A 23,009-nucleotide genomic window follows, 5' to 3' on the forward strand; every position below is an offset into this window, starting at 1 on the left:
ATAACAAGTCAAATACTCTCAATGTCAGCGAGCAAATTTCATTATGACCGATCTGAAAGACTGGACGCCACGCCCCCTCCCGGCCCACGAACCGCTCGAGGGCCGTTACGTGCGGCTGGAGCCACTCGATGCAGCGAAACATGGCGAGGGGCTCTACGAGGCATCGTCGGTTGCAGACGCAGGCGACCGGTTCAGGTTCCTGTTTGAAAATCCGGCGGAAGATCGCGAAGCATTTGCGGCATGGCTGGAAAAGGTCGAAGCGAGCAAGGACCCGCTTTTCTTCGCCGTGATCGACAAGGCGAGCGGCAAGGTGGCCGGGCGCCAGACGCTGATGCGTATCGACCCGGCATTCGGTGTGATCGAGATCGGCAATATCTATTGGGGACCGTTGATTTCGCGTAAACCTGCAGCCACGGAAGCGCAGTACCTGTTCATGGAATATGTCTTTGAGCTCGGATACCGGCGCTACGAATGGAAATGCAACAACGCCAACGAGCCGTCGAAGCGGGCGGCAGAGCGGTTCGGCTTCAAGTTCGAGGGCATATTCCGCCAGCACATGGTGCAGAAGGGCAAGAACCGCGACACGGCGTGGTATTCGGTGATCGACGGCGAATGGCCGGCGCTGAAGACCGCTTACGAAGCATGGCTTTCGCCGGATAATTTCGATGCCGATGGCAAGCAGATCAAGCGGCTGGAGGAGTTTCGGGTCGTCAGCGCCTAATTGGCTGGCGCGACTGCTGTGCGTGGTTCGACAAGCTCACCATGAGGGAGGTAGGGGATTGCAGGGAGTTACTTTCTGCAACTTTGGCGATTGTCAATATAGTCACCAACCTCCCTCATGGTGAGCTTGTCGAACCACGCACAATGGTGTTGCCTTCAAAAATACCCCTGCACTTGCATAAAACTGCCACGCGGTTACAAACGCGCTGAGATGCATTGAACGAAAGCAACAGCGTGATCGATCCGAAAACCCGAAATGCGGCCATTGCCGCCGCCTGTATCATGCTCGGCTTTGGCTTCGTCGCCTACTGGATGCCGACGCTGATGCTGGCGCTGGGCGAACGATCAACGCTGGCGGCAGGGATTTTTGCCGTGGTCTTTGTTGCAGGCTTCTTTTTCATCTTCTGGCTGCGCGCCAGAAAACAACATGAGAATGACTGACCTAATATTGCAGCGAGGCGGTCAGCAGCAAGATACCAAAGAGCACGATGAACAGTGCGCCGCCAATCTCGATGATATTTTGAACGCGGCCTGACAGCGCGGAAGCGCCGGACACGCGCAGCGCGACATTCTTTGCGGTCACAGCCAGCGTTGCCAGTATGGCGACGGTAATGAACGTGCCGAGCGCCATCGCAAAGACCGAAAGAACACCGCCGAGGACGAGGCCGTTCAACAGCGAGAAGGTCAGGACGATCAGTGCGCCGGAGCAGGGGCGAAGGCCAACGGCGATAATCGCCGACCATGCGGTTTTCCAGTTGAAATCACCGGCGATCATCGCAGGATCCGGCGCATGGGAATGGCCGCAGGTTTCGCAGACTTCACCCGCCGCGTGATTGTGATGATGGCCGTGGTCATGGTGATCATGGCTGTGGGCGTCGTGCGAATGACCGTAATCGTGATCGTGATCGTCGTGGTCATGATGATGATGGTGACCCGCTACCATCTTTTCAGGCATCAGGTGCGCGACACGCGGGCGGAACAGCACCGGCACCTTGCGCCATAACAGCGACAGGCCAAAGGCGATGATCAGAATGAAACTCGCCATTTCCATATAATGCGTGGCATCGTCTATCGAGACGGTGGTACCGCGCAGCACGAGGAAGGTGAGGCCGATGACAAAGATAGCGGTGAAAGCCTGCAACATGGATGACGCGAAAGAGAGGACGATGCCGCGTTTCAGCGTCGTTTCATTGGCCAGCATATAGGACGAAATCACCGCCTTGCCATGGCCGGGGCCTACAGCATGCAAGATACCATAAAGGAATGACAGGCCAATGAGGATCGACACCTGCCATGGGTCTTCGCGCATGCCTTTGAGTGCATGCGTCATGGCAAGATAGAAACTGCGCTGCTGCATGTTGATCCAGAGGATGATTTCCGCGAAAGGTCCCGTCGGTTGCATGGCAACCTCGTTCATGCCGATGCCAAGCGAAGTCTTCTGCGCCAGCGCATGGCCACTGAAATACAATGCGAGGGCAAGTGCGCCGAACAGGGTTCTTTTCCGCATGCTATCTCCGCTCTAACTCTTCGCCGGGCATTCGATTTCAAGCCGCGTCGCGAATATCTTCGACATGTTGGTACCGGTGGGATCGTTGAAAAAACTGTCGGTCAGCGTTGCCTGGTTTTGGGCGATCGCCTGATCCGGATCGGGGCGCACAACCTTCTGGGTGCAGCCCTCGGGTATACCGGCAACGTGGATATCGCTGTCATTCACATAGTCGATGGCGGTGTAGAATGTCGGATCATAGACGCCGAAACTGGTCTTCTTGCCGAGTTTGAGCGGCTGTTTCGGCTTGCTTTCGAAGATGATCAGCAATTGGTTGTTCTGGAAATCGGCGATCAGATGACCGGGCGCTGCCATGACAATGGTCTTGCCATCGAGCTGCACGGTCTGAAAATAATCGAACTCGGAGACCGACTGGTTGATGGTGGTGGCAAGATCGGCGAGTTCCTTGTCATCGAGTTTCAGATCGCCATTCTTGTCGAATTCGACGAGGACAGTGCTGGAGAACAAATCGTCGAAGCGCCAGACATGACCGAGCTTCTCGACGGTGCCGTCCGGCTTGATGGTGATATCCAGACGCGCTTCGGCAAAGACATGCGGGTGCACGTAGGCTGGCGTGGCGAAGGTCAATCCCGCCGCCAGTGCGCCGATGAAAACCCCGAATCGTTGGTGCATGAATTTGCCCTTAATGGTTAGCGCAGAGGACTATGCGAAATTGGCGAAATTGGGACGATATATTATTACAGCATGATTGCTTAGACGCGGCGGTTGTTCTTGAACCACTTGGTCAGATAATCGACAAGAACCCGCACTTTCGCCGGCAGGTACCGGCGATGCGGATAGACCGCATAAATCCCAGCGTCATGCATGACGAAGTCCTCGAGGATGGAAACCAGCTTGCCGCTTTCGATATCCGGTCGGGCGATGAAATCGGGCAGCAGGGCAAAGCCCAACCCGGCAAGCGCTGCGCGCCGGGTCGCGAGCGGGCTGTTGATTTCCATGGGACCGGATAGCTGGACGGAAATCGACGGCCCATTCTCTCTTTGGAACTGCCAGGTATTGCGGGAGCGATTGTTGGTATCCACGATACATGGCAGGGAGGACAGCTGCTCGGGCCGTTCAGGTTTTCCAACACGCTCGATCAATTCACGCGTGCCGCAGGCGATGACCCGAAAGGGGGCGAGGCGCTTGGCAATGAGGGATGAGTCCTGCATGCGGGTGATGCGTATGGCGAGATCGAACCCTTCCTCGACGAGATCGACAAAGCGGTCGTCCAGCCGCACATCGAGAATGATATCGGGCTGCTCGGCACAGAAATCGATGAGGCATTGGCCGATGTCCGCATCGGCAAAGGATCGCGAGGCGGAGATCTTGATGCGGCCCCTGATATCGCTGCTCGATTCGCGCACCGTTTCCTGCAGGCTCTCGACATCACGCAGGATTTCGCTGGCGCGCTGGTAGTAGGTGTGGCCCGCCTCGGTCAGCGAAAACTGCCTCGTCGTGCGGTTGAGGAGCAATGCACCGAGTTCATCTTCCAGCTCGCGAACATATTTGGACAGGAGAGCCTTGGACCGCCCGATCTTCCGTGCTGCGGCGGAAAAACCTTCCGCTTCCACGACATCGATAAAAGCGCGCATGCGGGTGAGCGTGTCCATCAGACCCTTTCAGCCGATTGAAGAATCGTTCTGCCAAGCTTGAGGAGCGCACGGTCGCTGCCTTTCGGCCCAATCAACGAAATGCCGAAGGGCGCGCCGTGTACTTCGCCCAGCGGCAGGGTGATCTGTGGAAAACCGGAAAGGCCGGAAAGACAGAACAGCCGCACGCAGCGCTCGCGATAGGCCTGGCTATCTTCGAAAGACGTGCTGACAAGCGGCGCCGCACCCGGGACTGTCGGCAGGACCATGATGCCGTCGTCCTTCAAGAGGTCGGCCAACTCACTGCGGAACAGCTCGCGGCGCGCCATTTGCCTTTGGTAGGTTTCAAGATCGATGGTCGAGCCATAATCGAAACGCTCCTTGACGGCAGGACCGAGATTGCGCTCCTTCGCCGAAATCCATGCACCATGTTCGCTCCACGCTTCAAACGCCTGGACCTGGCGCAAACACAAATAGAGATCGTCCATGGATGCTGTCGGCTGACGTGCCGAGCGGGCATGGCCGAGATGGCCGCTGACGATCGCATACATGTTGCGGTAGGCTGTATCTTCCGCTTCGCCAAGCAGGAGGTGTTCGAGCAGCGGAAAGAAGATCGGACGATTGAGTTTGAAATCGGAAGCGTCCGGACCAAGCAGAACGTCGCCGACCTTTTCATAGAGCGCAATGTCCTTGGCGAACCAGCCGAACGTATCCAGCGAATGCGCGAGCAGTATGGTTCCTTCCAGCGAGATGCGTCCGTGGGTCGTTCGAAGACCTACCAGACCGCAGAAGCTAGCGGGAGCACGGATCGATCCGCCCGTGTCGGAACCCACTGCAATGGTGGCAAGACCGCCCGCTACCGCCGAGACGGAACCCGAAGACGAGCCACCGGTCACGCGGTCCGGCGCTCGCGGATTGACTGGATGAGGGAAATGCGTGTTCTGGCCCATTATCGAGAAGGCGAGCTCGTCGGTCTGGGTCTTGCCGATGAAACGGGCACCCGCATCTAAGAGGTCTTGAACTGCAGGCGCAGTTTTAGTGGCTGCTACTGATTCGTCATATTTCTGCGGATTTCCACAACCGGTACGCATGCCGGCAACGTCAAATATGTCTTTGACGCCGAGTGTTTCGCCTTTCAGCGGGCCATCGCCCGATGAAAGGTTAACCGGAGGTAAATCAAGCAGGGCATTTAGCGGGGGAATTGTGCTCATCGTTCAATGATTCTAGGGCATTTATCCCCCGTTGTTCAATGAATAAAAAATTTTGCCCTGCCGCATTATTTTCATTGATTGGACACATCTTTCCTCTTATATGCCCCTTGCCCAAAGTCGCACGTGCCCATGGGTGTCCGCCGATCTTCATTATGGTGAGGAAACGGTATGGTACCTGGAACTAACCCCTCCAGTCAGTTTGTCGGCCTACCGCCAAGCTGAGGACATCTGAAGCAACGACGGTGCGGGCCTTTCTGGTGTCTTTCGGCTGTCCATAAGCCGGAATTACTGAAGAGGCACACCTTCATTGCCGGTAGTGCGGATGGGTTCATCCAAGCCAAGGCAGACAAAGCGGACTGACGCTGACTTTAGCGTCGATCCATCGCCGCATGACCATTCGCGTGTTCCAGCATCTCCAAAGGCTGGCTTCACGAGGGACGGATTCATGCACTTTGTCCTTGCGATTTTTCAGGGTGCGTCCCGTGAAATCGCGATTGCTTGAGCGGCCATACCAGCCGCTATGGAATTGGAGTTTAATATGGCTACGCAGCGCATTATTGATTTCATCAACACCCGACGTCCGAACGGCCCTTGCATGGTGCTCGATCTGGAAGTGGTGCGTGAGAATTATCATAACTTCGAGATGGCTTTGCCGGAATCGAAGATATTCTATGCGGTGAAGGCCAATCCTGCGCCGGAAATCCTGCGCCTGCTCGCTTCGCTCGGCTCCAATTTCGACACGGCCTCCGTCGCCGAAGCCGAAATGGCGCTTGACGCCGGCGCGACGGCTGACCGTATCTCTTTCGGCAATACGATCAAGAAGGAGCGCGACATCGCGCGCGCTTTCGAGCTCGGCATACGCCTGTTCGCCGTCGATTGCATCGAAGAAGTCGAAAAAGTTGCTCGCGCTGCTCCTGGCTCCCGTGTGTTCTGCCGCGTTTTGACCGATGGTGCCGGCGCCGAATGGCCGCTGTCGCGCAAGTTCGGCTGCGTGCCTGCGATGGCTGTGGATGTTCTCCTTGCTGCGCAGAAGCTTGGCCTCGACAGCTATGGCGTATCGTTCCACGTTGGGTCGCAGCAGACGGACCTTTCTGCCTGGGACCGCGCGCTCGGCGATGCGAAGTACGTCTTCGACAAGCTCTCCATGGAAGGCATCACATTGAAGATGGTCAACATGGGCGGTGGTTTCCCGACCCGTTACCTCAAGGACGTGCCAACCGCCCAAGCCTATGGCCAGGCGATCTTCCAGGCATTGAGCAAGCATTTCGGCAATCGTCTTCCCGAGACCATCATCGAGCCGGGCCGCGGCATGGTCGGCAATGCCGGCGTGATCAAGGCTGAAGTCGTGCTCGTCTCGAAGAAGGCCGCCAACGACAATGTTCGCTGGGTATATCTCGACATCGGCAAGTTCGGCGGTCTCGCCGAGACGATGGACGAGGCGATCCGTTATCAGATCACCACGCCGCGCGATGGCGACCTCGCCGAGCCTTGCGTTCTTGCGGGCCCGACCTGCGACAGCGCCGACGTCATGTACGAAAAGAACCCCTATCCGCTGCCGATCTCGCTGACGATTGGCGACGAGGTACTGATCGAGGGAACTGGCGCTTATACCACTACGTATTCTGCCGTCGCCTTCAACGGGTTTGAACCGCTCCGATCATACGTAATTTAAGGGCTTTGCCCGTGACGAACTGCTGTCCGGCCTTCGAGCCGGACGGGGATGACGCACCCTTATGATTGATTGGTCAAGACAATGCGCGCAGTAGAATTCATCGAAAAAAATCTGCATCCGGACGGATCGCAGGCCTTTATCATACGCAATGAGACAGCGCTGGACGAACGTGCCCGCGAAGCTTTGCTCGATCGCGCCATGGGTGAGGGACGCCGCCGCAAGTCGTCAGAAAAGCTGCGCCGCGGTCGGCTGCCCTCCGAGGGACTGGCATTCGTCGCGCGCGGGCTCAATGGAGCGCTGCTCGGCACGGTGCGGCTGTGGGACATCCAGGCTGGACATGACGCGGCAGGCAAGCCCGTGCGGGCATTGCTGCTTGGACCGCTCGCCGTCGAACCCTCACTGAAGGGCAAGGGCATCGGCGTGGCATTGATGCGGCATGCGACGGCAGAGGCTGCGCGACTCGGCCATGGAGCAGTGCTTCTTGTGGGTGATCCGGAATATTACGAGCGCTTCGGCTTCAGCGGCACGAAGACTGCAGACCTAGCCATGCCTGGTCCGGTCGAACGCCGGCGCTTTCTGGCGCTGGAACTGAAGCCGGGCCATCTTGAAGGGTGCCATGGGTTGCTGACCCCAAGGGGGGGCCGCTCATCGCATGCGATGAGGGTATTGCCGGTTTCGCTGCGCTTCTCGCGATAGAACAAAAGCCGGCTCTTTCGGGCCGGTCTTCATTTTAACACCGTAACGCGAACGAAACGTTCGATGGCGGCGACCTCGCTTTGCTGGATTTCGTGACCGCCGGAATGCCAGACGAGATCGGTCTCGACCCCTTGCTCGATCAGATAATCTGCGAAGGTTTGCGTTAAAACCGGCGGACAGATCGTGTCCAGCCGTCCGGCTGTGATCAGGGCGCGCTTGCCAGCAAGGCCGATTTGCGGCTCAGGCGTCCACGGAACCAGCGGATGCATCAGGATGGTTTCATCGAAAAGTTCGGGATGGGACAGCATGACGGAGGCGATCATGTTTGCTCCGTTGGAATAACCAAGTGCCACTGTTTTCGATGGCTTCGCCTTGTCTTTGTGCGCGCGAATGAACTTCGCCATGGCGCTGGTACGCGCGGCAAGATCGTCCATATCGTAAACGCCTTCGCGCGTCCGGCGAAAGAAGCGTGCCGCGCCATGCTCGGAGACATCGCCGCGGGGTGAAACAATTCCAGCTTCCGGCAGCAATTGTCTGCCAAAATCGAAGAACTGATTTTCGTCACCGCCTGTGCCGTGAAACACGAAAAGCAACGGACTTCCCGGCCGTTCGGCAGAATGCAGACGATGTTGGTAAGTGTTGGTCGACATGTCTAACCTTTCAGTGCGGCGTCTTCGTCCGCTTGGTTGTTTGGTTGGGTTTGCATGCCCCACAGATGTGGGGGGAGCCAGGATGGTTAGGGTGCAGACTCATTGATATGATCGGAATGGCGCCTGAAACGGCAAGAAGACGCGAGGAGAAGCGTGAAGGGCGGGGTCTTCCCCCCGCCCAAACGGTTCGACACTGCAGCTTGCAGCCGTTTCGGCGTCCGGAGGATAGGGTCCATTTGCCCGGCTACTTTGTCGCAAAGGCTCGACAATGGATAGACATTGCCATCGCCTCTGCTCCTCGTATCCGAACAAATCGCCTCCTACCATTTCGACCAGATCAATGAGTCTGCACCCTAAACCCGGCTCCCGCTTGATGCACTGTCGCTGTCCCATAGACAATCCGATTGAAGATCAATTTGCTTCCGTCCAGGGGCCATGAAAATCGCCTTCCTCGCCGATCCGTTTGAAGCCATGCGCACCGAAGAAATCGCGCTGAGCCTGGATGAGGTTAGCTGTACCGCGCGCCTGCCGGAAGCTATCAAAATAGCCTAGCGCAGCCGCGAGCGCCGGGGTTGGCAGACCTGCGAGAGCGGCTTCAGCGACCACCTTGCGCAACGATTGCGACCCGGTTTTCATCCGTTCGACGAAAGCCGGCGCGAGCAGCAGATTTTTACCCTCACTGCCTTCAAAGGCAGCGGCGATCTGGTCGAGGAATTGCGAGCGGATGATGCAGCCGGCGCGCCAGATGCGTGCGGTGGTGGCGAGCGGAATATTCCAGCCATGTTCCTTTGACGCGCCGGCCATGACATCGAAGCCTTGGGCGTAGGCTGCGATCTTTCCAGCGAGCAAACCCTCTTCCAGTGCGTTGATGAACGCCTGGCCGCCATCCAAGAGCCTGGCGGTGGCGAGATCACCATAGGCTTTGGAGGCCTCGCTTCGCTCCGTGACCAGCGATGAGATCGAGCGGGCAGCGACTGCTGCTTCGATACCCGTTGCCGGGATGCCGAGCATCTGCGCTTCGATAGCGGCCCAGCGTCCTGTCCCCTTTTGGCCGGCGCTATCGAGGATGACGTCGACTGCGGGTTTTCCGGTCTTCTTGTCTGTCGCGAGCAATACCTTGGCAGTGATCTCGATGAGGTAGGAATTCAGCGGGCCGGCATTCCATGTTTCGAAAATCCTGCCGATTGCCTCAGGTGTCAGGCCGAGCCCGTCACGCAGCACGCCGTAGACTTCTGCAATCATCTGCATATCGGCATATTCAATGCCGTTGTGGATCGTCTTTACAAAATGTCCGGCACCATCTGGCCCGAGCAGCGCGGAGCAGGATTCGCCCTCATACTTCGCTGAAATTGCCGTCAGCACGGGCTCTATGCGGGCGTAGGATTCAGGTGTGCCGCCGACCATGATCGACGGGCCATGCCGCGCGCCTTCTTCGCCGCCAGAAACGCCCATGCCAACGAATGTCGGATCGTTTGGTCCGAGTTCGGCAAGACGCCGTACGGTATCATGGAAGTTGGCATTGCCGGCATCGATGATGATGTCCTCCTTGGCGAGGAACGGCTTCAGCGCGGCAATCTGCTCGTCGACGGCTTCTCCGGCTTTGACCATCAAGATGATCGGTCGCGGTGCGCGGATATTCTTCGCGAGATCTTCCAGTGTTTCGCAAGGGATGATCTGGTTTTTCAGGCTACCAGCCTCTTCGTAGAACTCGTGAATCTTTGCCACTGTCCTGTTGAAAACCGCGACACGATAACCGTTTTCAGCGATATTGAGCGCCAGATTGGCACCCATGACGCCAAGGCCGATCAACCCGATGTCAGCTTGCTGCATGATTTTTGTCCTTGCTTATTTCGACGCTTGGGCTCGAAGGGACGTCTTCGACCCGGGATGAGCATTTGTATATCAACGAGCACCGGCGGCAATGGGTAGACCAAATTTTGTCTATTCAGAGCCATTCTGCTGGAGGGAATTTGGTTCAAGGTCAAGGAGTTTGGCGAGACCGATGTCTTTCCATCGGACGATGCCGAAGCCCGATGGATTTGGACCAAATTCACCCGGCCCTTCGGGTTTCCGGCTGGCGGACACCCACTTTGTCAGGCGGCTTCGTCCGATGGATAAACATCGGCCTCGTCACCTTCCGCATGGATTGTCTCGCCATCCGAGAAACAGAACTGGCTTTGAATAAACAAAACTTGCTCTGGTTGCATTCACAATCTAATTATCACGCAGCTTTTCCATGTCGCGGATGCGTGTCGCGCTGCTCTTTTCCAATTTGCGGGTCACTTCTGCGATCAAGGTCTCGGCCACAAGGAAGAGCGTTGCAGACGAATCCCAGGGCGAGGGCACGGCGGTCCGGCCTGCAATGACGTGGCGGGCGAAGCGGGCTATGGGCGAAAGCCATTGATCGGTGATCAGGACAATCTCGACACCGCGCGCCTGTGCTTTTTCAGCAAAGCGGACCAGGCTGTGCTGGTAGCGGCGGATATCGAAGATGACGAGGACATCCTTCTTGCCCATGTCGATCAGATGGTCGCGCCAGTGGCTTTCCTGGCCAGTGAGATGGGTGACCCCAGGTCGCGTGATCTTGAGATGGGCCGCCATGTATCTGGCAATCGGATCGGTAAAACGACCTCCCAGAAGATAGACGCGAGCACGGTTGCGGCTGATGGCGTCGGTCACATCATCCAATTGTTGTGCCGAAAGATGCTGGAAGGTCTCGCGAATATTCTCGATTGCTGCTTCCATGAGCGGGAACGCGGCGCTGCCCTTTGAAGGCTGGATCGCGCTCGCGCGGTTCCATGGCGATTGCACCTGCGCTGCCAGTTCCTCCTGAAGCGCTCCCTGAAAATCCGGGTAGCTCTGGAAGCCAAGCCGGGCAACAAAGCGTAGAATCGTCGGTGAACTGACGCCGGCCTGAGTCGAAAACTCGGCCACAGTACGCAAGCCAATCAACGGATAATTGGCGATCAACGTCTGCGCGGCCTTGCGTTCCGATGCGGGCATTGCGTCGATTTTCTCAGCTATCAGCTCGGAAATGCTGGTGGTCATCGATGTTTCCCCCGTTATTCGCGCCATGGCGGCCTGCAAATGGCGCTTTTCTGCGATCTGGTGTTCATGGACTTCAAGTCCACTGCGCTCCATTTCTCGAAAATCACCATGTTCGGCTCGCCATGATCACGTATCTCGACACAGTCAAATTTCCAGAGTTCTGATTTTCGGATTTGACAATCTTGCCTGTTATGTATCAAATCATACGAGAGCGGAAATAAAAACAAAAAATGTAACGTAAGATACAGTTGCCGAAGAGGGCAGATGAGCCAACGTCTTTCTCAGAGGACGCCGCGGACAGTGGCAAATGACTGGAATCCAGTCCGGGTATCGAACCCCGACGGGCGCTCGCAGTTTGTCATCCTTTGCGACCATGCCTCCAACTACATTCCTGATGGCTTCGGCACGCTTGGCCTCGATCCGGACGACTTGCAGAAACATATTGCCTGGGACCCAGGCGCGTTGGGCGTCAGTCAGGTAATGAGCCGGGAGCTCGACGCGGCACTGGTCGAATCCTGCGTGTCGCGCCTCATCATCGATTGCAACCGCCCGCTCGATGCGCCGGACCTGGTGCCGTCGTTGAGTGAGGCGACAACGATTCCCGGCAATGTGGATCTGGATGAATCAGCCAAATCGCAGCGGGTAGCACTTTCGCATAAGCCATATCACGCGGCCATCGAGAAACTGGCAGATGAGCGGGCAACCACAGGCCTGCCTGATCCGATCTATGTGGCGGTGCATTCCTATACGCCCGTCTATCGTGGGGTGACCCGTGCCTGGCACATCGGCATCATTCATGATGCCGATGACAGGGTTGCCGCGCCATTGATTGCCGGGCTGCAGGCGTTGAGTGAGTTCAATGTCGGCATCAATGAACCTTATTCACCGGCAGACCGTGTCTATTATACGCTGGAGAGACACGCTTCTGCTTTTGGATTACCCGCTGTGATGATCGAGATTCTGAAACGATCTGATCACGACAGCTCAAGAAGAGAAGGCGTGGGGCGGGCTGCTCTCAGGCCTTCTGCGCGACATCGTACAAAACCTGCCTTCGGGAATGGCGGGAATATCAAAGAAGGAAACGGTAAACGGGAAGTAGGGGCATGCAGCTCCCAACAGGGCGGTATCTGACGTTGGAACTCTTTTAAAGAATAATAGGGGAACGTGATGACACACCATGATTATACGGACACTGACAAGCTGGAGGACGTAAAGGTCCTGCACGGCATGGGCTATGCCCAGGAACTGGAACGGCGAATGAGCCGTTTTTCGAACTTCGCAATATCATTCTCGATCATCTGCATCCTGTCCGGCGGTATCAATTCGCTGGCACAGGCTACTTCCGGCGCCGGCGGCGCGGCGATCGGCATCGGCTGGCCGCTTGGCTGCCTTGTCTCCGCGGTTTTCGCCATCGCCATGGCACAGATCAGCTCCGCCTACCCGACTGCAGGCGGGCTTTATCACTGGGGTTCCATCCTCGGCAATCGCGGTACTGGCTGGCTGACCGCCTGGTTCAACCTGCTTGGTCTCATCACCGTTCTGGGCGCCATCAATGTCGGTACCTACTACTTCTTCATAGGCGCCTTCGGTGGTTATCTAGGAATAGAGGATTCTACGACGGTGCGGATCATATTCCTTGCCATCCTGACGGGATTGCAGGCGCTCATCAATCATATGGGCATTGGCTTGACCGCCAAGCTTACCGACTTTTCGGGCTATCTCATCTTCGTCACTGCAATCGCACTTTCGGTCGTGTGCCTTGCCGTTGCGGACAGCTATGACATTGGCCGCCTCTTCACCTTCTCCAACTATTCCGGTGAAGCCGGTGGCAATGTCTGGCCGAGCACGTCCGGTGTATGGGTTTTCCTGCTTGGCCTGTTGCTGCCGATCTACACGATCACTGGCTATGATGCATCTGCGCATACGTCGGAAGAAACCGTGAAGGCGGCTCATTCCGTACCGCGTGGCATGGTGTCGTCGGTGCTGTGGTCTGCAGTCTTCGGTTACATCATGCTCTGCTCGTTCGTGCTCATGATCCCTGACATGAACGCGGCTGCCGCCCAAGGCTGGAACGTCTTCTTCTGGGCGATGGGCGAACAGGTCAACCCGCTGATCAAGGATATTCTCTACTTCCTGATCTTCATCTGCCAGTTCCTGTGCGGACTTGCGACGGTCACTTCCGTCTCGCGCATGATCTTCGCCTTTGCCCGAGACAAGGGACTTCCCGGCTCCAGTGCCTTGTCGAAAGTCAGCCCGCAGCACCGCACTCCGGTCGCTGCGATCTGGACAGGCTCGATCCTCTCGGTCCTGTTTGTCTGGGGCTCGTCGCTTGTGTCGATAGGCGAAACACCGGTCTATACGATCGTCGTTTCCTGCACGGTCATCTTCCTCTTCTTCTCGTTCGCCATTCCGATTGCGCTGGGTTTCTTTGCCTGGGGCACGCCGAAATGGGACAAGATGGGGCCTTGGAATCTGGGCGAGGGCACGTTCAAGCTCTTTGCGGTGCTTTCAGCGCTCGCGATGGCCTTGATCTTCATCATTGGCATTCAGCCGCCAAATGAATGGGCGCTCTACATCACTGTTGGCTTCCTGATCGTCACTGCAATCGTCTGGTACGGGTTCGAGAAGCGCCGCTTCCGCGGACCACCCATCGGCGACGAAGTTGCCAGGCGCGCCGCGGAAATCGCGGCAGCGGAAAAGGCAGTCGGCGAACGAACCTGATTTCAAGAAAAGGGGCGACCGGCTTGGCGCCGGTCGCCCCTTTTATTTTGACCCGCAGTGATATTTCAAAGGAAAGAGTATGCCCGGACACTGGAGTTTCGACGAATTAAAGCGCCACGTAACCAATGGCGAGATTGATACAGTTCTGGCCTGCTTTGTGGACATGCAGGGCCGGCTGATCGGCAAGCGGTTCCACGCTACCTATTTCGTTGAATCCGCCCACGACGAGACCCATGGCTGCAATTACCTGCTCGCCAACGATATCGATATGGAGCCTGTGCCGGGCTACAAGGCTGCCAGCTGGAAACAGGGCTATGGCGATTTCATCATCAAGCCGGACCTTTCGACGATCCGCCATATTCCATGGCTGGAAAAGTGCGCACTGGTATTATGCGATATTCTCGATCACCATCACCATGAGGACCTGGCGCATTCGCCGCGCAGTATCCTGAAGCGTCAGCTTGCCCGGCTCAAAGAGCGTGGCTACCTCGCTTATTTTGCCTCGGAACTCGAATTCTATCTCTTTGACGAGACCTACGAGACTGCTCGTGGCAAGCACTGGAAGGGCATGAATACGGCGTCGCCCTATATCCAGGATTATGTGATCCAGATGACCACCAAGGAAGACGCGGTAATGCGGGCTATCCGCAACGGGCTGTTCGATGCCGGTATTCCCGTCGAGAATTCCAAGGGCGAATGGGGACCTGGTCAGGAAGAGATCAATGTGCGCTATGCGGAAGCACTGGAAATGGCCGACCGCCATGTAATCATGAAGAACGGCTGCAAGGAAATCGCCACCCAGATGGGCAAGGCGATCACCTTCATGGCCAAGTACGATTACTCATTGGCCGGAAGCTCCAGCCATGTCCACAACTCCCTGTGGAGCGCCGATGGCAAGACGCCGCTGTTCTATGACAAGAAGGCGGAACACACGATGTCGCCACTGATGCGGCAGTGGGTAGCCGGGCAGCTGAAATACGCCGACGACTTCACCTATTTCCTTGCGCCGTATATCAACTCCTACAAGCGCTTTCAGGCAGGCACCTTTGCGCCTACGAAGAATGTGTGGAGTCTCGACAATCGCACCGCCGGTTTCCGTCTCTGCGGCGAGGGCACGAAAGGTATCCGTATCGAGTGCCGCATCGGCGGCGCCGATCTCAACCCATATCTAGCCTTTGCCGGGCTGATCGCTTCAGGTCTTGCCGGAATCGACGAGAAGCTGGAACTCGGCAAGCCATTCCAGGGCGACGCCTACGGCGGCGCTCGCCTGAGGGAAATCCCGAAGACGCTGCGTGACGCTACGGAAACACTTTCCCGCTCGAAAATGCTGAAGGCGGCGTTGGGTGAGGATGTCGTTGAGCACTATGTCCACACCGCCAAATGGGAACAGTTCGAATATGACCGCCGGGTGACCGACTGGGAGTTGCATCGCGGCTTCGAACGGTATTGAAGAACCAGAGATCAAGAACGCAGAGGTTTTGCCATGACCGAGACGGTCAAATTGATTACCCCGATCGACGGCTCCGTCTATGCGGAACGTCCTGTCGCTACCGACAAGGCCATCGACGCGGCTGTTGAATCCGCAAAACAGGCGCAGGCGGACTGGGCCCAGACCAGTATCGCAGAACGAGGCCGGTTATGCCTGGTGGCGCTCGACGCATTGCTCGCCATGAATGACGAGATTGTGCCGGAGATTGCCTGGCAGATGGGCCGGCCGGTACGTTATGGCGGTGAAAAGGGCGGTGTGGAAGAGCGCACGCGCTACATGGTCAAGATTGCCGAAACGGCGCTGGCTCCAGTCGTCGAAAACGACAGGCCGGGCTTTCGCCGTTACATCAAGCACGTTTCGCTCGGCGTCGTCATGGTCATCGCGCCGTGGAACTACCCCTATCTCACTGCGGTCAACACGATCATTCCGGCACTGATGGCAGGCAACAGCGTTATCCTGAAACACGCAGCGCAGACGCTGCTTGTCGGCGAGCGTTTCGCACAGGCGTTCGAGAAGGCCGGCTTGCCGAAAGGCGTGTTCCAGAACATCGTTCTGAGCCACGCGCAAACCGAAAAATTGCTGGCTTCGGGGAAGATCGATCACGTGAATTTCACCGGTTCGGTCGGTGGCGGGCGCGCTATCGAGAAGGCGGCTGCAGGAACTTTCATGACGTTGGGGCTAGAGCTTGGCGGGAAGGACCCGGCCTATGTACTGCCGGACGTCAATCTCGACCATGCCGTTGCCAATCTCGTCGACGGCGCCTTCTTCAATTCCGGCCAATGCTGCTGTGGCATCGAGCGCATTTATGTGCACGAGCATGTTTATGACCGGTTTGTCGATGGGTTCATCGATCTTACCAAGCAATATGTCGTCGGCAACCCGCTTGATGCAGCAACGACCATGGGCCCTATGGCGCAGACGCGCTTTGCCGATCTCGTGCGCGAGCAGAAGGCCGAAGCCTTGCGCAAGGGTGCAAAGGCGCATGTCGACATGAGCGTTGCCAATGACAAGGCCGGTTCGCCCTACCTTGCGCCGGAAGTGTTGACCGGTGTCGACCATCAGATGAGCGTGATGCGGGAGGAGAGCTTTGGTCCGATCGTCGGCATCATGAAGGTGCGCAATGACGAAGAGGCCGTGGCGTTGATGAATGACAGCCAGTACGGGCTGACAGCCTCGTTGTGGACGACCGACACGGACCATGCCGCGGATATCGGCGACAGGATCGAAACCGGCACGGTATTCATGAACCGTTGCGATTACATCGACCCGGCGCTGGTCTGGACCGGCGTCAAGGAGACGGGCAAGGGCGCGGCGATGTCGGCTATCGGCTATGGCAATTTGACGAGGCCCAAATCCTATCATTTGCGTGAAGAGATTTAACGATCAGCATGACTGCTGTGCGTGGTTCGACAAGCTCACCATGAGGGAAGTGGTGGATTGCAAGGAGTCAAGATCTGCAACGTTGGCGATTGTCGTTGCAACACTCTACCTCCCTCATGGTGAGCTTGTCGAACCACGCACAATAGAAGTTTCAACTTTTTCGACTTTCAAAAGAGACCCTGACATGACCCAGCTTTTCTCCAAATGGAACTATCCGACCACTGTGCGTTTTGGCGCGGGACGCATCAAGGAATTGCCGGAGGTTCTGGAAGCGACGGGGATCAAGACCCCGCTTTTCGTCACCGATCCCGGCCTCGCCAAGCTGCCGGTGGTGGCGAGTACGTTGAAAATCCTCGACGATGCCAAAGTGCCGTACGGCGTGTTCTCTGAAGTAAAGCCCAATCCCGTCGAGTCGAATTTAACGGCTGGTATTGCGGTCTTCAAAAAGGGCAAGCACGATGGCGTCATCGCTTTCGGCGGTGGTTCGGCACTCGATCTTGGCAAGCTGATCGCGTTCCAGGCGGGTCAGAAGCGCCCGGTATGGGATTTCGAGGATGTCGGTGACTGGTGGACCCGAGCCAATAGCGACGCGATCGCGCCAATCATCGCCGTGCCGACAACGGCCGGAACGGGTTCTGAGGTTGGCCGCGCCGGAGTCATCACCAATGAGGAAACCCACACGAAGAAGGTGATCTTTCATCCGAAACTCTTGCCGGCGATTGTCATCGCCGATCCGGAGCTTTCAGTCGGCATGCCAGGTTTCATAACGGCAGGTACGGGAATGGATGCTCTGGCGCATTGCCTGGAAGCCTATTGCGCGCCTGGTTATCATCCGATGGCCGACGGCATTGCTGTGGAGGGTGTCCGACTTGTGTTCGAGAACCTGCCGAAAGCCTATGCCAATGGCAAGGATCTGACGGCGCGGGCGCATATGATGAGTGCAGCCGCCATGGGCGCCACCGCGTTTCAGAAGGGTCTTGGCGCGATCCATTCCTTGTCGCATCCGATCGGCGCGATCTATGACACGCATCACGGCATGACCAATGCGGTGTTCATGCCTTATGTGCTGGCTTTCAACCGTGATGCGGTGGAGGAGCGTATCGCGAGACTTGCCAGCTATATCGGCATCAAGGGCGGTTTCGACGGTTTCGCCAAGGCCGTGCTCAAGCTGCGCAAGGAATTGAAGGTGCCGCATACGCTGCCCGGGCTGATCACCGACCTCGACATGACCAAGAAGCAGAAAGAATTGATTGCTGACATGGCCATCGTTGACCCGACCGCTGGCGGCAATCCGGTGAAACTGACCAAGAAAGCAGCACTGAAGCTGCTGGACGAGGCGATTGCGGGGTAGTCACTCCGGCGCACGATCAGGATTTCAAAAAGCGCAATTGTGTGGTATTTTCTTACTAATCCTCGATCGATCGATGAACGGTAAGAACCATGTCGGACACAGCAAGGCTTTCGGAAAAATTTCAGATATCGATCCCCAAGGCCGTGCGCGCCGCTCACCAATGGAAGGCAGGCCAGGAGTTTGCCTTCATTCCCAAGGGCACGGGGGTCCTGCTTGTCCCTGTGCCAAAACCTGACGAACTCGCCGGAATTGCCAAAGGGGCCGAAGCAACGGACTATCGTGATCGCAAAGATCGCTTCTGATGCTGGTCATCGATACGTCCGCCTGGATCGAATGGCTCATCTTCTCTCCTACCGGCGAGGCTGTCGGACGTCTCATACCGCCACGTGAAGGCTGGCTCGTGCCGACAATCGTTCAGCTTGAGCTGGCAAAATGGCTTGCTCGCGAGGTCGGAGGCGATAAGTCGGATCAGGTTATTGCTTTCACACAGACATGTGTTGTCGCGCCGCTTGAGACCTCCATTGCCCTTTTGGCTGCAGAGCTCTGCGTAAAGCACAAACTCGCGACTGCTGACGCAATCGTCTATGCGACCGCACTGGAATACGGAGCGAAGCTCTTGACCTGCGATGCACATTTCGAGGGTTTACCGGAAGTCAACTTTGTCGCGAAAAACAAAGCCGAAACCTGACAAATGGCGTTTAGTGCCCCAGAACCAGCAGGTCCTTCGCGGCGAGGCTAACCTTGACGTTCTCGCCGGGCGATGGCGGCGGGGCGCTCGGATTGTTGAACGTATCGAACGACACGGTGTTTTCACCCAACGAGGCCCGGATGCGGATGACCGAGCCGAGAAAATGTACGCTGTTGATCTTGCCGTCGAGCGTCGTTTCGCGCTTGTCGGTCGCTTCGCCAAGGCTGACAGCCTCCGGGCGAACCGCGAGCGAAATCTTGTCGCCGGTCTTGTGGCCGTTAAGGCGTGTCCGGTCGATTGCAATGTCTTTGCCATCAACGGTGATCATGCCTGAGCCTGCATCGCGAACCACGGCGTCGAGCGTATTGAGTGTACCTACGAATGAGGCCACGAAACGCGAAGCGGGTTGATTGTAAATCTCGAAAGGGGCACCAACCTGCTCGGCATTGCCCTCATACATCACGACGATGCGGTCGGATATCGACAGAGCCTCTTCCTGGTCGTGGGTGACGAAGATCGTCGTGATGCCAAGCTTTCGCTGGATCGCCCGGATTTCTTCGCGCAACGATACGCGGATCTTCGCATCGAGCGCCGAGAGCGGCTCATCGAGCAGCAGCACTTGCGGCTTTGTGGCGAGTGCGCGCGCTAGCGCCACGCGCTGTTGCTGACCGCCAGAAAGCTGGTATGGATAACGCTCCGCAAGATGGTCCAGTTTGATCAGTGACAGCATCTCATGCACCGTCGCGTCGATTTCCGCCTGGGGTTTCTTCGCAACTTTGAGCCCGAACGCGACGTTCTGCGCGACGGTCATGTTGGGAAACAGCGCGTATGCCTGGAAAACCATGCCGATGTTGCGCTGGTTCGGCTTGAGATTGACAACATTCTTGCCACCGATGCTGATCACGCCGGAAGTCGGCGTTTCAAAGCCGGCAACCATGCGCAGGACAGTCGTTTTCCCGCAACCACTAGGTCCGAGGAAGGAGATGAACTCGCCCTTCTCGATGTCCAGATTGAAATCATGAACTACGGTGGTGGCGCCGAAGCTCTTTTTCAAATGGCTGATGGTTAAGAATGACATTGTATGACTTCCGTTCAGCGCTTGGTCGCGGCAAGTGATTTGTTGAAGCGGGTAACGACCTGGATCAGGCCCATGCAAATCCAGGTAATGGCGAAGGCGATAACGGCAAGAGCCGCAGGTTCGTAGGCGCGATTCGCCCCGATAAGCTGCAGGAACGGACCGAATGCCGGCCTGTTAAGCAGAGCAGCCATGGTAAACTCGCCAATGACGATCGCGAATGTCAGGAATGCGCCGGAGAGCACTGCGACCAGGACATTGGGAAGGATGATGTTGGCCATGATTGTGATGCGGCTCGCACCAAGGCTTTCAGCTGCTTCCGTCAAGGTCCTGATATCGATCGACCCGAGACCGGTGTCGACCGCCCGGTACATGTAAGGCAGTGCCAGCATCGTATAACCGAAGGCGAGCAGGATATTCGTTCCCATGGCTGAACCGGTCAACGGCAGGAACGAAGCGGTGTTGTAAAGGCGGATATAGCCAAAAACGACGACGATGGCTGGAATGACCAGCGGAAGTAGGGTGATGAATTCAAGAACGGGACGCCATGCCGGCAAGCGCAGACGCACCCAGTAGGCGGTTGGTACGACCAGAACGATGCCGATGATGATGGTCGCTATCGCCATGACAATCGAATAGCCGAACGTCTGCTGGAAACGCGCATCGCTGAGGATCACCCAGTAGGCATCAAGGGAATAGGTACCGCGCCGCATGCGCAAGGAGAATTCAAGCGTGCCGAGCAGGGGTACGACAAAATAGATGACGCCGAAGGCGAGTGCGAGCCAGGACCAGATTCGATTCGGTTTCATTTTAGCCACTTCTCGCTGCGGGCGCGCATCCAGATATAGATCGCATTGGAAACGCCGGTAATGACGATCATGCCGAAGGCAAGTGCATAGCCGAGATGTGGATCCTGCAGCACATCACCGCGGATTTGCGCGAAGAGTACGATGGGGACGATGCTGAGAGACGATCCTGTCAGCGCGTAGGCCGTTGCGATGGCACCGAAGGAATTTGCAAAAAGCAAAAGGATCGTTCCGAGCAAAGCCGGCCACAGGATCGGGAAGGCGACCATGCGCCAATATTGCGGGCCGGTTGCGCCGAGAATAAGTGCTGCCTCTTTCCATTCCCGCTTGAGCCCATCGAGCGCTGGCGTGATGATCAGGATCATCAAGGGAATCTGGAAGTAGAGATATGTGATCGTCAGGCCCCAGAAGCTCAGAAGATTGAAGCCGTGGGCGTAAAGGTTGAAGCCGAACACATTGAACAGGAACGAGGTGACGAGCCCGGTTCGTCCAAGGGTTGCAAGGAAGGCAAAAGCCAAAGGAACGCCGGCAAAGTTTGATGCCACGCCGGAAAACGTCATCAACGGCGAACGGATCCAACCCGGAAGTCCACCCAGCGTGATTGCGGCCGCGATGCAAAAGCCGATCAATGCACCGAGCAGCGCCGAGGCGAGCGAAATCTTGATCGATATCCAGTAGGCGTCCATGATGGACGGCTGGAAGAGATTGGCGATGTTGGCGAGGGTCAGGTTACCCTCGTTGTCTTGAAACGCGCCTGCGACGAGATAGATCGTTGGCCAGATCAAAAACAACACGGCGAAGATGATGAAAGGCATAACGCCAAGCCAGTCGAGCGACATGCGTTTGCGCTCGGTTGCCGGGACGGGGACCGGAGGCAATGCGCCGGGTTCTGAAATCGCACTCATCGTTTCGTTACCGCATTCTGGGGTAAGATATAGCTGCCGCCGGCAAACTGCCAGGCAATCAATCCGGAAGCGGCTTGTCACGTCACGTCTTAAATTCTATTGCGCGCAATGCGCCTTTGACAGAACCAAATCCCCGCGGCGCGCGCCACGGGGATCCGACCGATCAGAATTTACTTGACGTTGGCGCCAACAACCTTGTCCCAATCCTTGGTGATGACTTCCTTGGCGGCTGCCTGTTCATCGAGGGTCGGGAAGATCGCCTTTTCATAGGCTGCTGCAGGAGGCAGCTTGTCGAGCAATTCCTTCGGGATCTTGTTGTTTTTGGCAAGATCGTTGAAGCGGATCGGGTGGCAATAACCCTTGAGCCAGGTTAACTGACCTTCATCCGAATAAAGATACTCCATCCAGAGCTTTGCAGCATTTGGATGCGGTGCAAAAGCACTGATTGCCTGAACGTAGACACCGGCGACAACGCCGGATGCTGGCACGATAACCTCAACCGGAGGATTACCCTTCAGCGTGTCGCGGCCCGAAAGTGCGTTGTAATCCCAATTGATTATGATCGGGGTTGCGCCCTGGGCAAGCGTACCGGATTTGCCAATGACCGGAACGAAATTGCCGGCCTTGTTCATGTCGGCAAAGTACTTCAGGCCGGCAGTACCGGCATCGGCGCCAGCCTTGGCGCCGGTCGACGCACCGGCAGCCGCAACGGCAAGAATCGCCTGGTTGGACGCGCGAGGATCACCTGCGAGCGCAACGCTGTTTGCATATTCCGGCTTGAGCAGGTCAGCCCAATCCTTCGGTACTGTCTTGACGATATCGGTGTTTACCTGGAACGAAAGAACACCATAATAGTCGCCATACCAATGACCGTCGGCATCCTTGACGTTGTCCGGGATCGAGTCCCAGGTCGATACCTTGTAAGGCATCGTCAGGCCGTCTTTCTTGGCCGATGGACCGAAAGCAAAGCCAACATCGATAACGTCAGGCGCCTGTGGGCCCTTGTTGTCCTTGTTTGCCTTGATTGCTTCGATCTCGTCGCCAGAACCGGCATCAGGATTGAGTTCGTTTACTTCAAGGCCGTACTTGGCTTTGAAACCAGCTACGACATCGCCGTAAGCGCACCAGTCATGTGGCAGCGCGATCGTTGTCAGTGAGCCCTCTTTCTTTGCCGCGGCTACCAGCTCGGCCGGTGCGTCGGCGAATGAAATTGTCGTGCTCGCGAACAGCACAGCTGTCGACAATGCGAGCAAGCGTTTTGAATAACCAACCATTTTGAAAACCCCTATTGAGCGATACGTCATTGGCTCTGTTTCGACGTTCAGCAACCCCGATATAGGTGTCCCGTGTCAGTTGAATGACAGACCCGTGACGTGCTGATGAACAGACTTTTTCTGAGCAGTAAGGTCAAGTGAACCACTTTTTTGGCGGCTTAGCAATTCAACCAAATGGTAAATCT

General features: G+C 56.8%; 21 protein-coding genes and 1 pseudogene. 11 read left to right on the plus strand and 11 right to left on the minus strand.

The features are described 5' to 3' along the window. Nucleotides 1–43: 43 nt before the first annotated feature. A complete protein-coding gene (locus tag N8E88_RS22165; protein ID WP_262292475.1) occupies nucleotides 44–721 on the plus strand; it encodes a GNAT family N-acetyltransferase in 678 nt (225 codons plus the stop codon). Nucleotides 722–954: 233 nt separating this feature from the next. Further along, nucleotides 955–1,161, plus strand: coding sequence for a hypothetical protein (locus N8E88_RS22170; protein WP_262292476.1), 207 nt, complete (start codon nucleotides 955–957; stop codon nucleotides 1,159–1,161). 1 nt (nucleotide 1,162) lies between these two features. Here N8E88_RS22170 and N8E88_RS22175 read toward each other — a convergent pair whose 3' ends face one another. The 4 genes from N8E88_RS22175 to N8E88_RS22190 all read right to left on the minus strand — a co-directional run bounded on the left by N8E88_RS22175 (nucleotide 1,163) and on the right by N8E88_RS22190 (nucleotide 5,069). Further along, entirely contained in the window at nucleotides 1,163–2,227 is a 1,065-nt protein-coding gene (locus tag N8E88_RS22175; RefSeq protein ID WP_262292477.1) for a nickel/cobalt transporter, read from the minus strand. Nucleotides 2,228–2,239: 12 nt separating this feature from the next. Beyond that, complete coding sequence (locus N8E88_RS22180) at nucleotides 2,240–2,899, minus strand: DUF1007 family protein (RefSeq protein WP_262292478.1); 660 nt, start codon at nucleotides 2,897–2,899, stop codon at nucleotides 2,240–2,242. A gap of 80 nt (nucleotides 2,900–2,979) precedes the next feature. Next, nucleotides 2,980–3,879: a LysR family transcriptional regulator gene (locus N8E88_RS22185; RefSeq protein ID WP_262292479.1), complete on the minus strand. Its 900-nt coding sequence runs from the start codon at nucleotides 3,877–3,879 to the stop codon at nucleotides 2,980–2,982. Beyond that, nucleotides 3,879–5,069 carry an amidase gene (locus N8E88_RS22190; RefSeq protein WP_262292480.1) on the minus strand — a complete coding sequence of 397 codons (1,191 nt, stop codon included), beginning with the start codon at nucleotides 5,067–5,069 and terminating at the stop codon, nucleotides 3,879–3,881. The genes N8E88_RS22185 and N8E88_RS22190 overlap by 1 nt, the downstream gene beginning before the upstream one ends. A 538-nt stretch (nucleotides 5,070–5,607) precedes the next feature. On the opposite strand from N8E88_RS22190, the gene odc2 reads away from it, so the two are divergent. Further along, the gene (gene odc2, locus N8E88_RS22195; protein WP_262292481.1) at nucleotides 5,608–6,741 is read left to right on the plus strand and encodes an ornithine/lysine decarboxylase; all 1,134 of its coding nucleotides are present in this window, start codon (nucleotides 5,608–5,610) and stop codon (nucleotides 6,739–6,741) included. An 81-nt stretch (nucleotides 6,742–6,822) separates the two neighbouring features. Next, nucleotides 6,823–7,437, plus strand: coding sequence for a GNAT family N-acetyltransferase (locus N8E88_RS22200; RefSeq protein WP_262292482.1), 615 nt, complete (start codon nucleotides 6,823–6,825; stop codon nucleotides 7,435–7,437). A 29-nt stretch (nucleotides 7,438–7,466) separates the two neighbouring features. Here the strand turns inward: N8E88_RS22200 and N8E88_RS22205 are convergent, their stop codons facing one another. From N8E88_RS22205 to N8E88_RS22215, 3 genes are all read right to left on the minus strand, one after another. Then, complete coding sequence (locus tag N8E88_RS22205) at nucleotides 7,467–8,087, minus strand: alpha/beta hydrolase (RefSeq protein WP_262292483.1); 621 nt, start codon at nucleotides 8,085–8,087, stop codon at nucleotides 7,467–7,469. A gap of 411 nt (nucleotides 8,088–8,498) precedes the next feature. Then, nucleotides 8,499–9,917, minus strand: coding sequence for an NADP-dependent phosphogluconate dehydrogenase (gndA, locus tag N8E88_RS22210; protein ID WP_262292484.1), 1,419 nt, complete (start codon nucleotides 9,915–9,917; stop codon nucleotides 8,499–8,501). A 384-nt stretch (nucleotides 9,918–10,301) separates the two neighbouring features. Continuing rightward, nucleotides 10,302–11,135 (minus strand): MurR/RpiR family transcriptional regulator, encoded by an 834-nt coding sequence (locus tag N8E88_RS22215; RefSeq protein WP_262292485.1) that lies wholly within the window; start codon nucleotides 11,133–11,135, stop codon nucleotides 10,302–10,304. Between the two features lie 264 nt (nucleotides 11,136–11,399). On the opposite strand from N8E88_RS22215, the pseudogene N8E88_RS22220 reads away from it, so the two are divergent. From N8E88_RS22220 to N8E88_RS22250, 7 genes and pseudogenes are all read left to right on the plus strand, one after another. Beyond that, nucleotides 11,400–12,234, plus strand: a pseudogene (locus N8E88_RS22220) (N-formylglutamate amidohydrolase). Nucleotides 12,235–12,302: 68 nt separating this feature from the next. Continuing rightward, nucleotides 12,303–13,856: an amino acid permease gene (locus N8E88_RS22225; protein WP_262292487.1), complete on the plus strand. Its 1,554-nt coding sequence runs from the start codon at nucleotides 12,303–12,305 to the stop codon at nucleotides 13,854–13,856. Between the two features lie 79 nt (nucleotides 13,857–13,935). Continuing rightward, nucleotides 13,936–15,306: a glutamine synthetase family protein gene (locus tag N8E88_RS22230; protein WP_262292488.1), complete on the plus strand. Its 1,371-nt coding sequence runs from the start codon at nucleotides 13,936–13,938 to the stop codon at nucleotides 15,304–15,306. Nucleotides 15,307–15,339: 33 nt separating this feature from the next. Continuing rightward, nucleotides 15,340–16,725, plus strand: coding sequence for an aldehyde dehydrogenase family protein (locus N8E88_RS22235; protein WP_262292489.1), 1,386 nt, complete (start codon nucleotides 15,340–15,342; stop codon nucleotides 16,723–16,725). Nucleotides 16,726–16,909: 184 nt separating this feature from the next. Then, the gene (locus tag N8E88_RS22240) at nucleotides 16,910–18,076 is read left to right on the plus strand and encodes an iron-containing alcohol dehydrogenase (protein WP_262292490.1); all 1,167 of its coding nucleotides are present in this window, start codon (nucleotides 16,910–16,912) and stop codon (nucleotides 18,074–18,076) included. A gap of 89 nt (nucleotides 18,077–18,165) precedes the next feature. Next, entirely contained in the window at nucleotides 18,166–18,378 is a 213-nt protein-coding gene (locus N8E88_RS22245) for an AbrB/MazE/SpoVT family DNA-binding domain-containing protein (RefSeq protein ID WP_262292491.1), read from the plus strand. After that, a complete protein-coding gene (locus tag N8E88_RS22250; protein ID WP_262292492.1) occupies nucleotides 18,378–18,764 on the plus strand; it encodes a type II toxin-antitoxin system VapC family toxin in 387 nt (128 codons plus the stop codon). Before N8E88_RS22245 ends, N8E88_RS22250 begins: the two co-directional genes overlap by 1 nt. Before the next feature lie 10 nt (nucleotides 18,765–18,774). On the opposite strand, the gene N8E88_RS22255 is transcribed toward N8E88_RS22250, so the two are convergent. The 4 genes from N8E88_RS22255 to N8E88_RS22270 all read right to left on the minus strand — a co-directional run bounded on the left by N8E88_RS22255 (nucleotide 18,775) and on the right by N8E88_RS22270 (nucleotide 22,824). Continuing rightward, nucleotides 18,775–19,842: an ABC transporter ATP-binding protein gene (locus N8E88_RS22255; RefSeq protein ID WP_262292493.1), complete on the minus strand. Its 1,068-nt coding sequence runs from the start codon at nucleotides 19,840–19,842 to the stop codon at nucleotides 18,775–18,777. 14 nt (nucleotides 19,843–19,856) lie between these two features. Further along, nucleotides 19,857–20,648: an ABC transporter permease gene (locus N8E88_RS22260; protein WP_262292494.1), complete on the minus strand. Its 792-nt coding sequence runs from the start codon at nucleotides 20,646–20,648 to the stop codon at nucleotides 19,857–19,859. Beyond that, nucleotides 20,645–21,484, minus strand: a complete 840-nt coding sequence (locus tag N8E88_RS22265) for an ABC transporter permease (RefSeq protein ID WP_410010696.1) — start codon at nucleotides 21,482–21,484, stop codon at nucleotides 20,645–20,647. The genes N8E88_RS22260 and N8E88_RS22265 overlap by 4 nt, the downstream gene beginning before the upstream one ends. 236 nt (nucleotides 21,485–21,720) lie before the next feature. Continuing rightward, nucleotides 21,721–22,824: an ABC transporter substrate-binding protein gene (locus N8E88_RS22270; RefSeq protein WP_262292496.1), complete on the minus strand. Its 1,104-nt coding sequence runs from the start codon at nucleotides 22,822–22,824 to the stop codon at nucleotides 21,721–21,723. Nucleotides 22,825–23,009 lie beyond the last annotated feature (185 nt).

Origin of the sequence: Phyllobacterium zundukense (assembly GCF_025452195.1) — a bacterium.
Lineage (GTDB): Bacteria > Pseudomonadota > Alphaproteobacteria > Rhizobiales > Rhizobiaceae > Phyllobacterium > Phyllobacterium zundukense_A.

Excerpts from the sequence above, each read along its gene's own strand:
- N8E88_RS22165 (WP_262292475.1), top strand. The coding sequence starts at position 44 with ATGACCGATCTGAAAGACTGGACGCCACGCCCCCTCCCGGCCCACGAA.
- N8E88_RS22245 (WP_262292491.1), top strand. The coding sequence starts at position 18,166 with ATGTCGGACACAGCAAGGCTTTCGGAAAAATTTCAGATATCGATCCCC.
- N8E88_RS22225 (WP_262292487.1), top strand. The coding sequence starts at position 12,303 with ATGACACACCATGATTATACGGACACTGACAAGCTGGAGGACGTAAAG.
- N8E88_RS22255 (WP_262292493.1), bottom strand. The coding sequence starts at position 19,842 with ATGTCATTCTTAACCATCAGCCATTTGAAAAAGAGCTTCGGCGCCACC.
- N8E88_RS22180 (WP_262292478.1), bottom strand. The coding sequence starts at position 2,899 with ATGCACCAACGATTCGGGGTTTTCATCGGCGCACTGGCGGCGGGATTG.
- odc2 (WP_262292481.1), top strand. The coding sequence starts at position 5,608 with ATGGCTACGCAGCGCATTATTGATTTCATCAACACCCGACGTCCGAAC.
- N8E88_RS22185 (WP_262292479.1), bottom strand. The coding sequence starts at position 3,879 with ATGGACACGCTCACCCGCATGCGCGCTTTTATCGATGTCGTGGAAGCG.
- N8E88_RS22190 (WP_262292480.1), bottom strand. The coding sequence starts at position 5,069 with ATGAGCACAATTCCCCCGCTAAATGCCCTGCTTGATTTACCTCCGGTT.
- gndA (WP_262292484.1), bottom strand. The coding sequence starts at position 9,917 with ATGCAGCAAGCTGACATCGGGTTGATCGGCCTTGGCGTCATGGGTGCC.
- N8E88_RS22235 (WP_262292489.1), top strand. The coding sequence starts at position 15,340 with ATGACCGAGACGGTCAAATTGATTACCCCGATCGACGGCTCCGTCTAT.
- N8E88_RS22175 (WP_262292477.1), bottom strand. The coding sequence starts at position 2,227 with ATGCGGAAAAGAACCCTGTTCGGCGCACTTGCCCTCGCATTGTATTTC.
- N8E88_RS22205 (WP_262292483.1), bottom strand. The coding sequence starts at position 8,087 with ATGTCGACCAACACTTACCAACATCGTCTGCATTCTGCCGAACGGCCG.
- N8E88_RS22250 (WP_262292492.1), top strand. The coding sequence starts at position 18,378 with ATGCTGGTCATCGATACGTCCGCCTGGATCGAATGGCTCATCTTCTCT.
- N8E88_RS22215 (WP_262292485.1), bottom strand. The coding sequence starts at position 11,135 with ATGACCACCAGCATTTCCGAGCTGATAGCTGAGAAAATCGACGCAATG.
- N8E88_RS22265 (WP_410010696.1), bottom strand. The coding sequence starts at position 21,484 with ATGTCGCTCGACTGGCTTGGCGTTATGCCTTTCATCATCTTCGCCGTG.
- N8E88_RS22240 (WP_262292490.1), top strand. The coding sequence starts at position 16,910 with ATGACCCAGCTTTTCTCCAAATGGAACTATCCGACCACTGTGCGTTTT.
- N8E88_RS22200 (WP_262292482.1), top strand. The coding sequence starts at position 6,823 with ATGCGCGCAGTAGAATTCATCGAAAAAAATCTGCATCCGGACGGATCG.
- N8E88_RS22260 (WP_262292494.1), bottom strand. The coding sequence starts at position 20,648 with ATGAAACCGAATCGAATCTGGTCCTGGCTCGCACTCGCCTTCGGCGTC.
- N8E88_RS22230 (WP_262292488.1), top strand. The coding sequence starts at position 13,936 with ATGCCCGGACACTGGAGTTTCGACGAATTAAAGCGCCACGTAACCAAT.
- N8E88_RS22270 (WP_262292496.1), bottom strand. The coding sequence starts at position 22,824 with ATGGTTGGTTATTCAAAACGCTTGCTCGCATTGTCGACAGCTGTGCTG.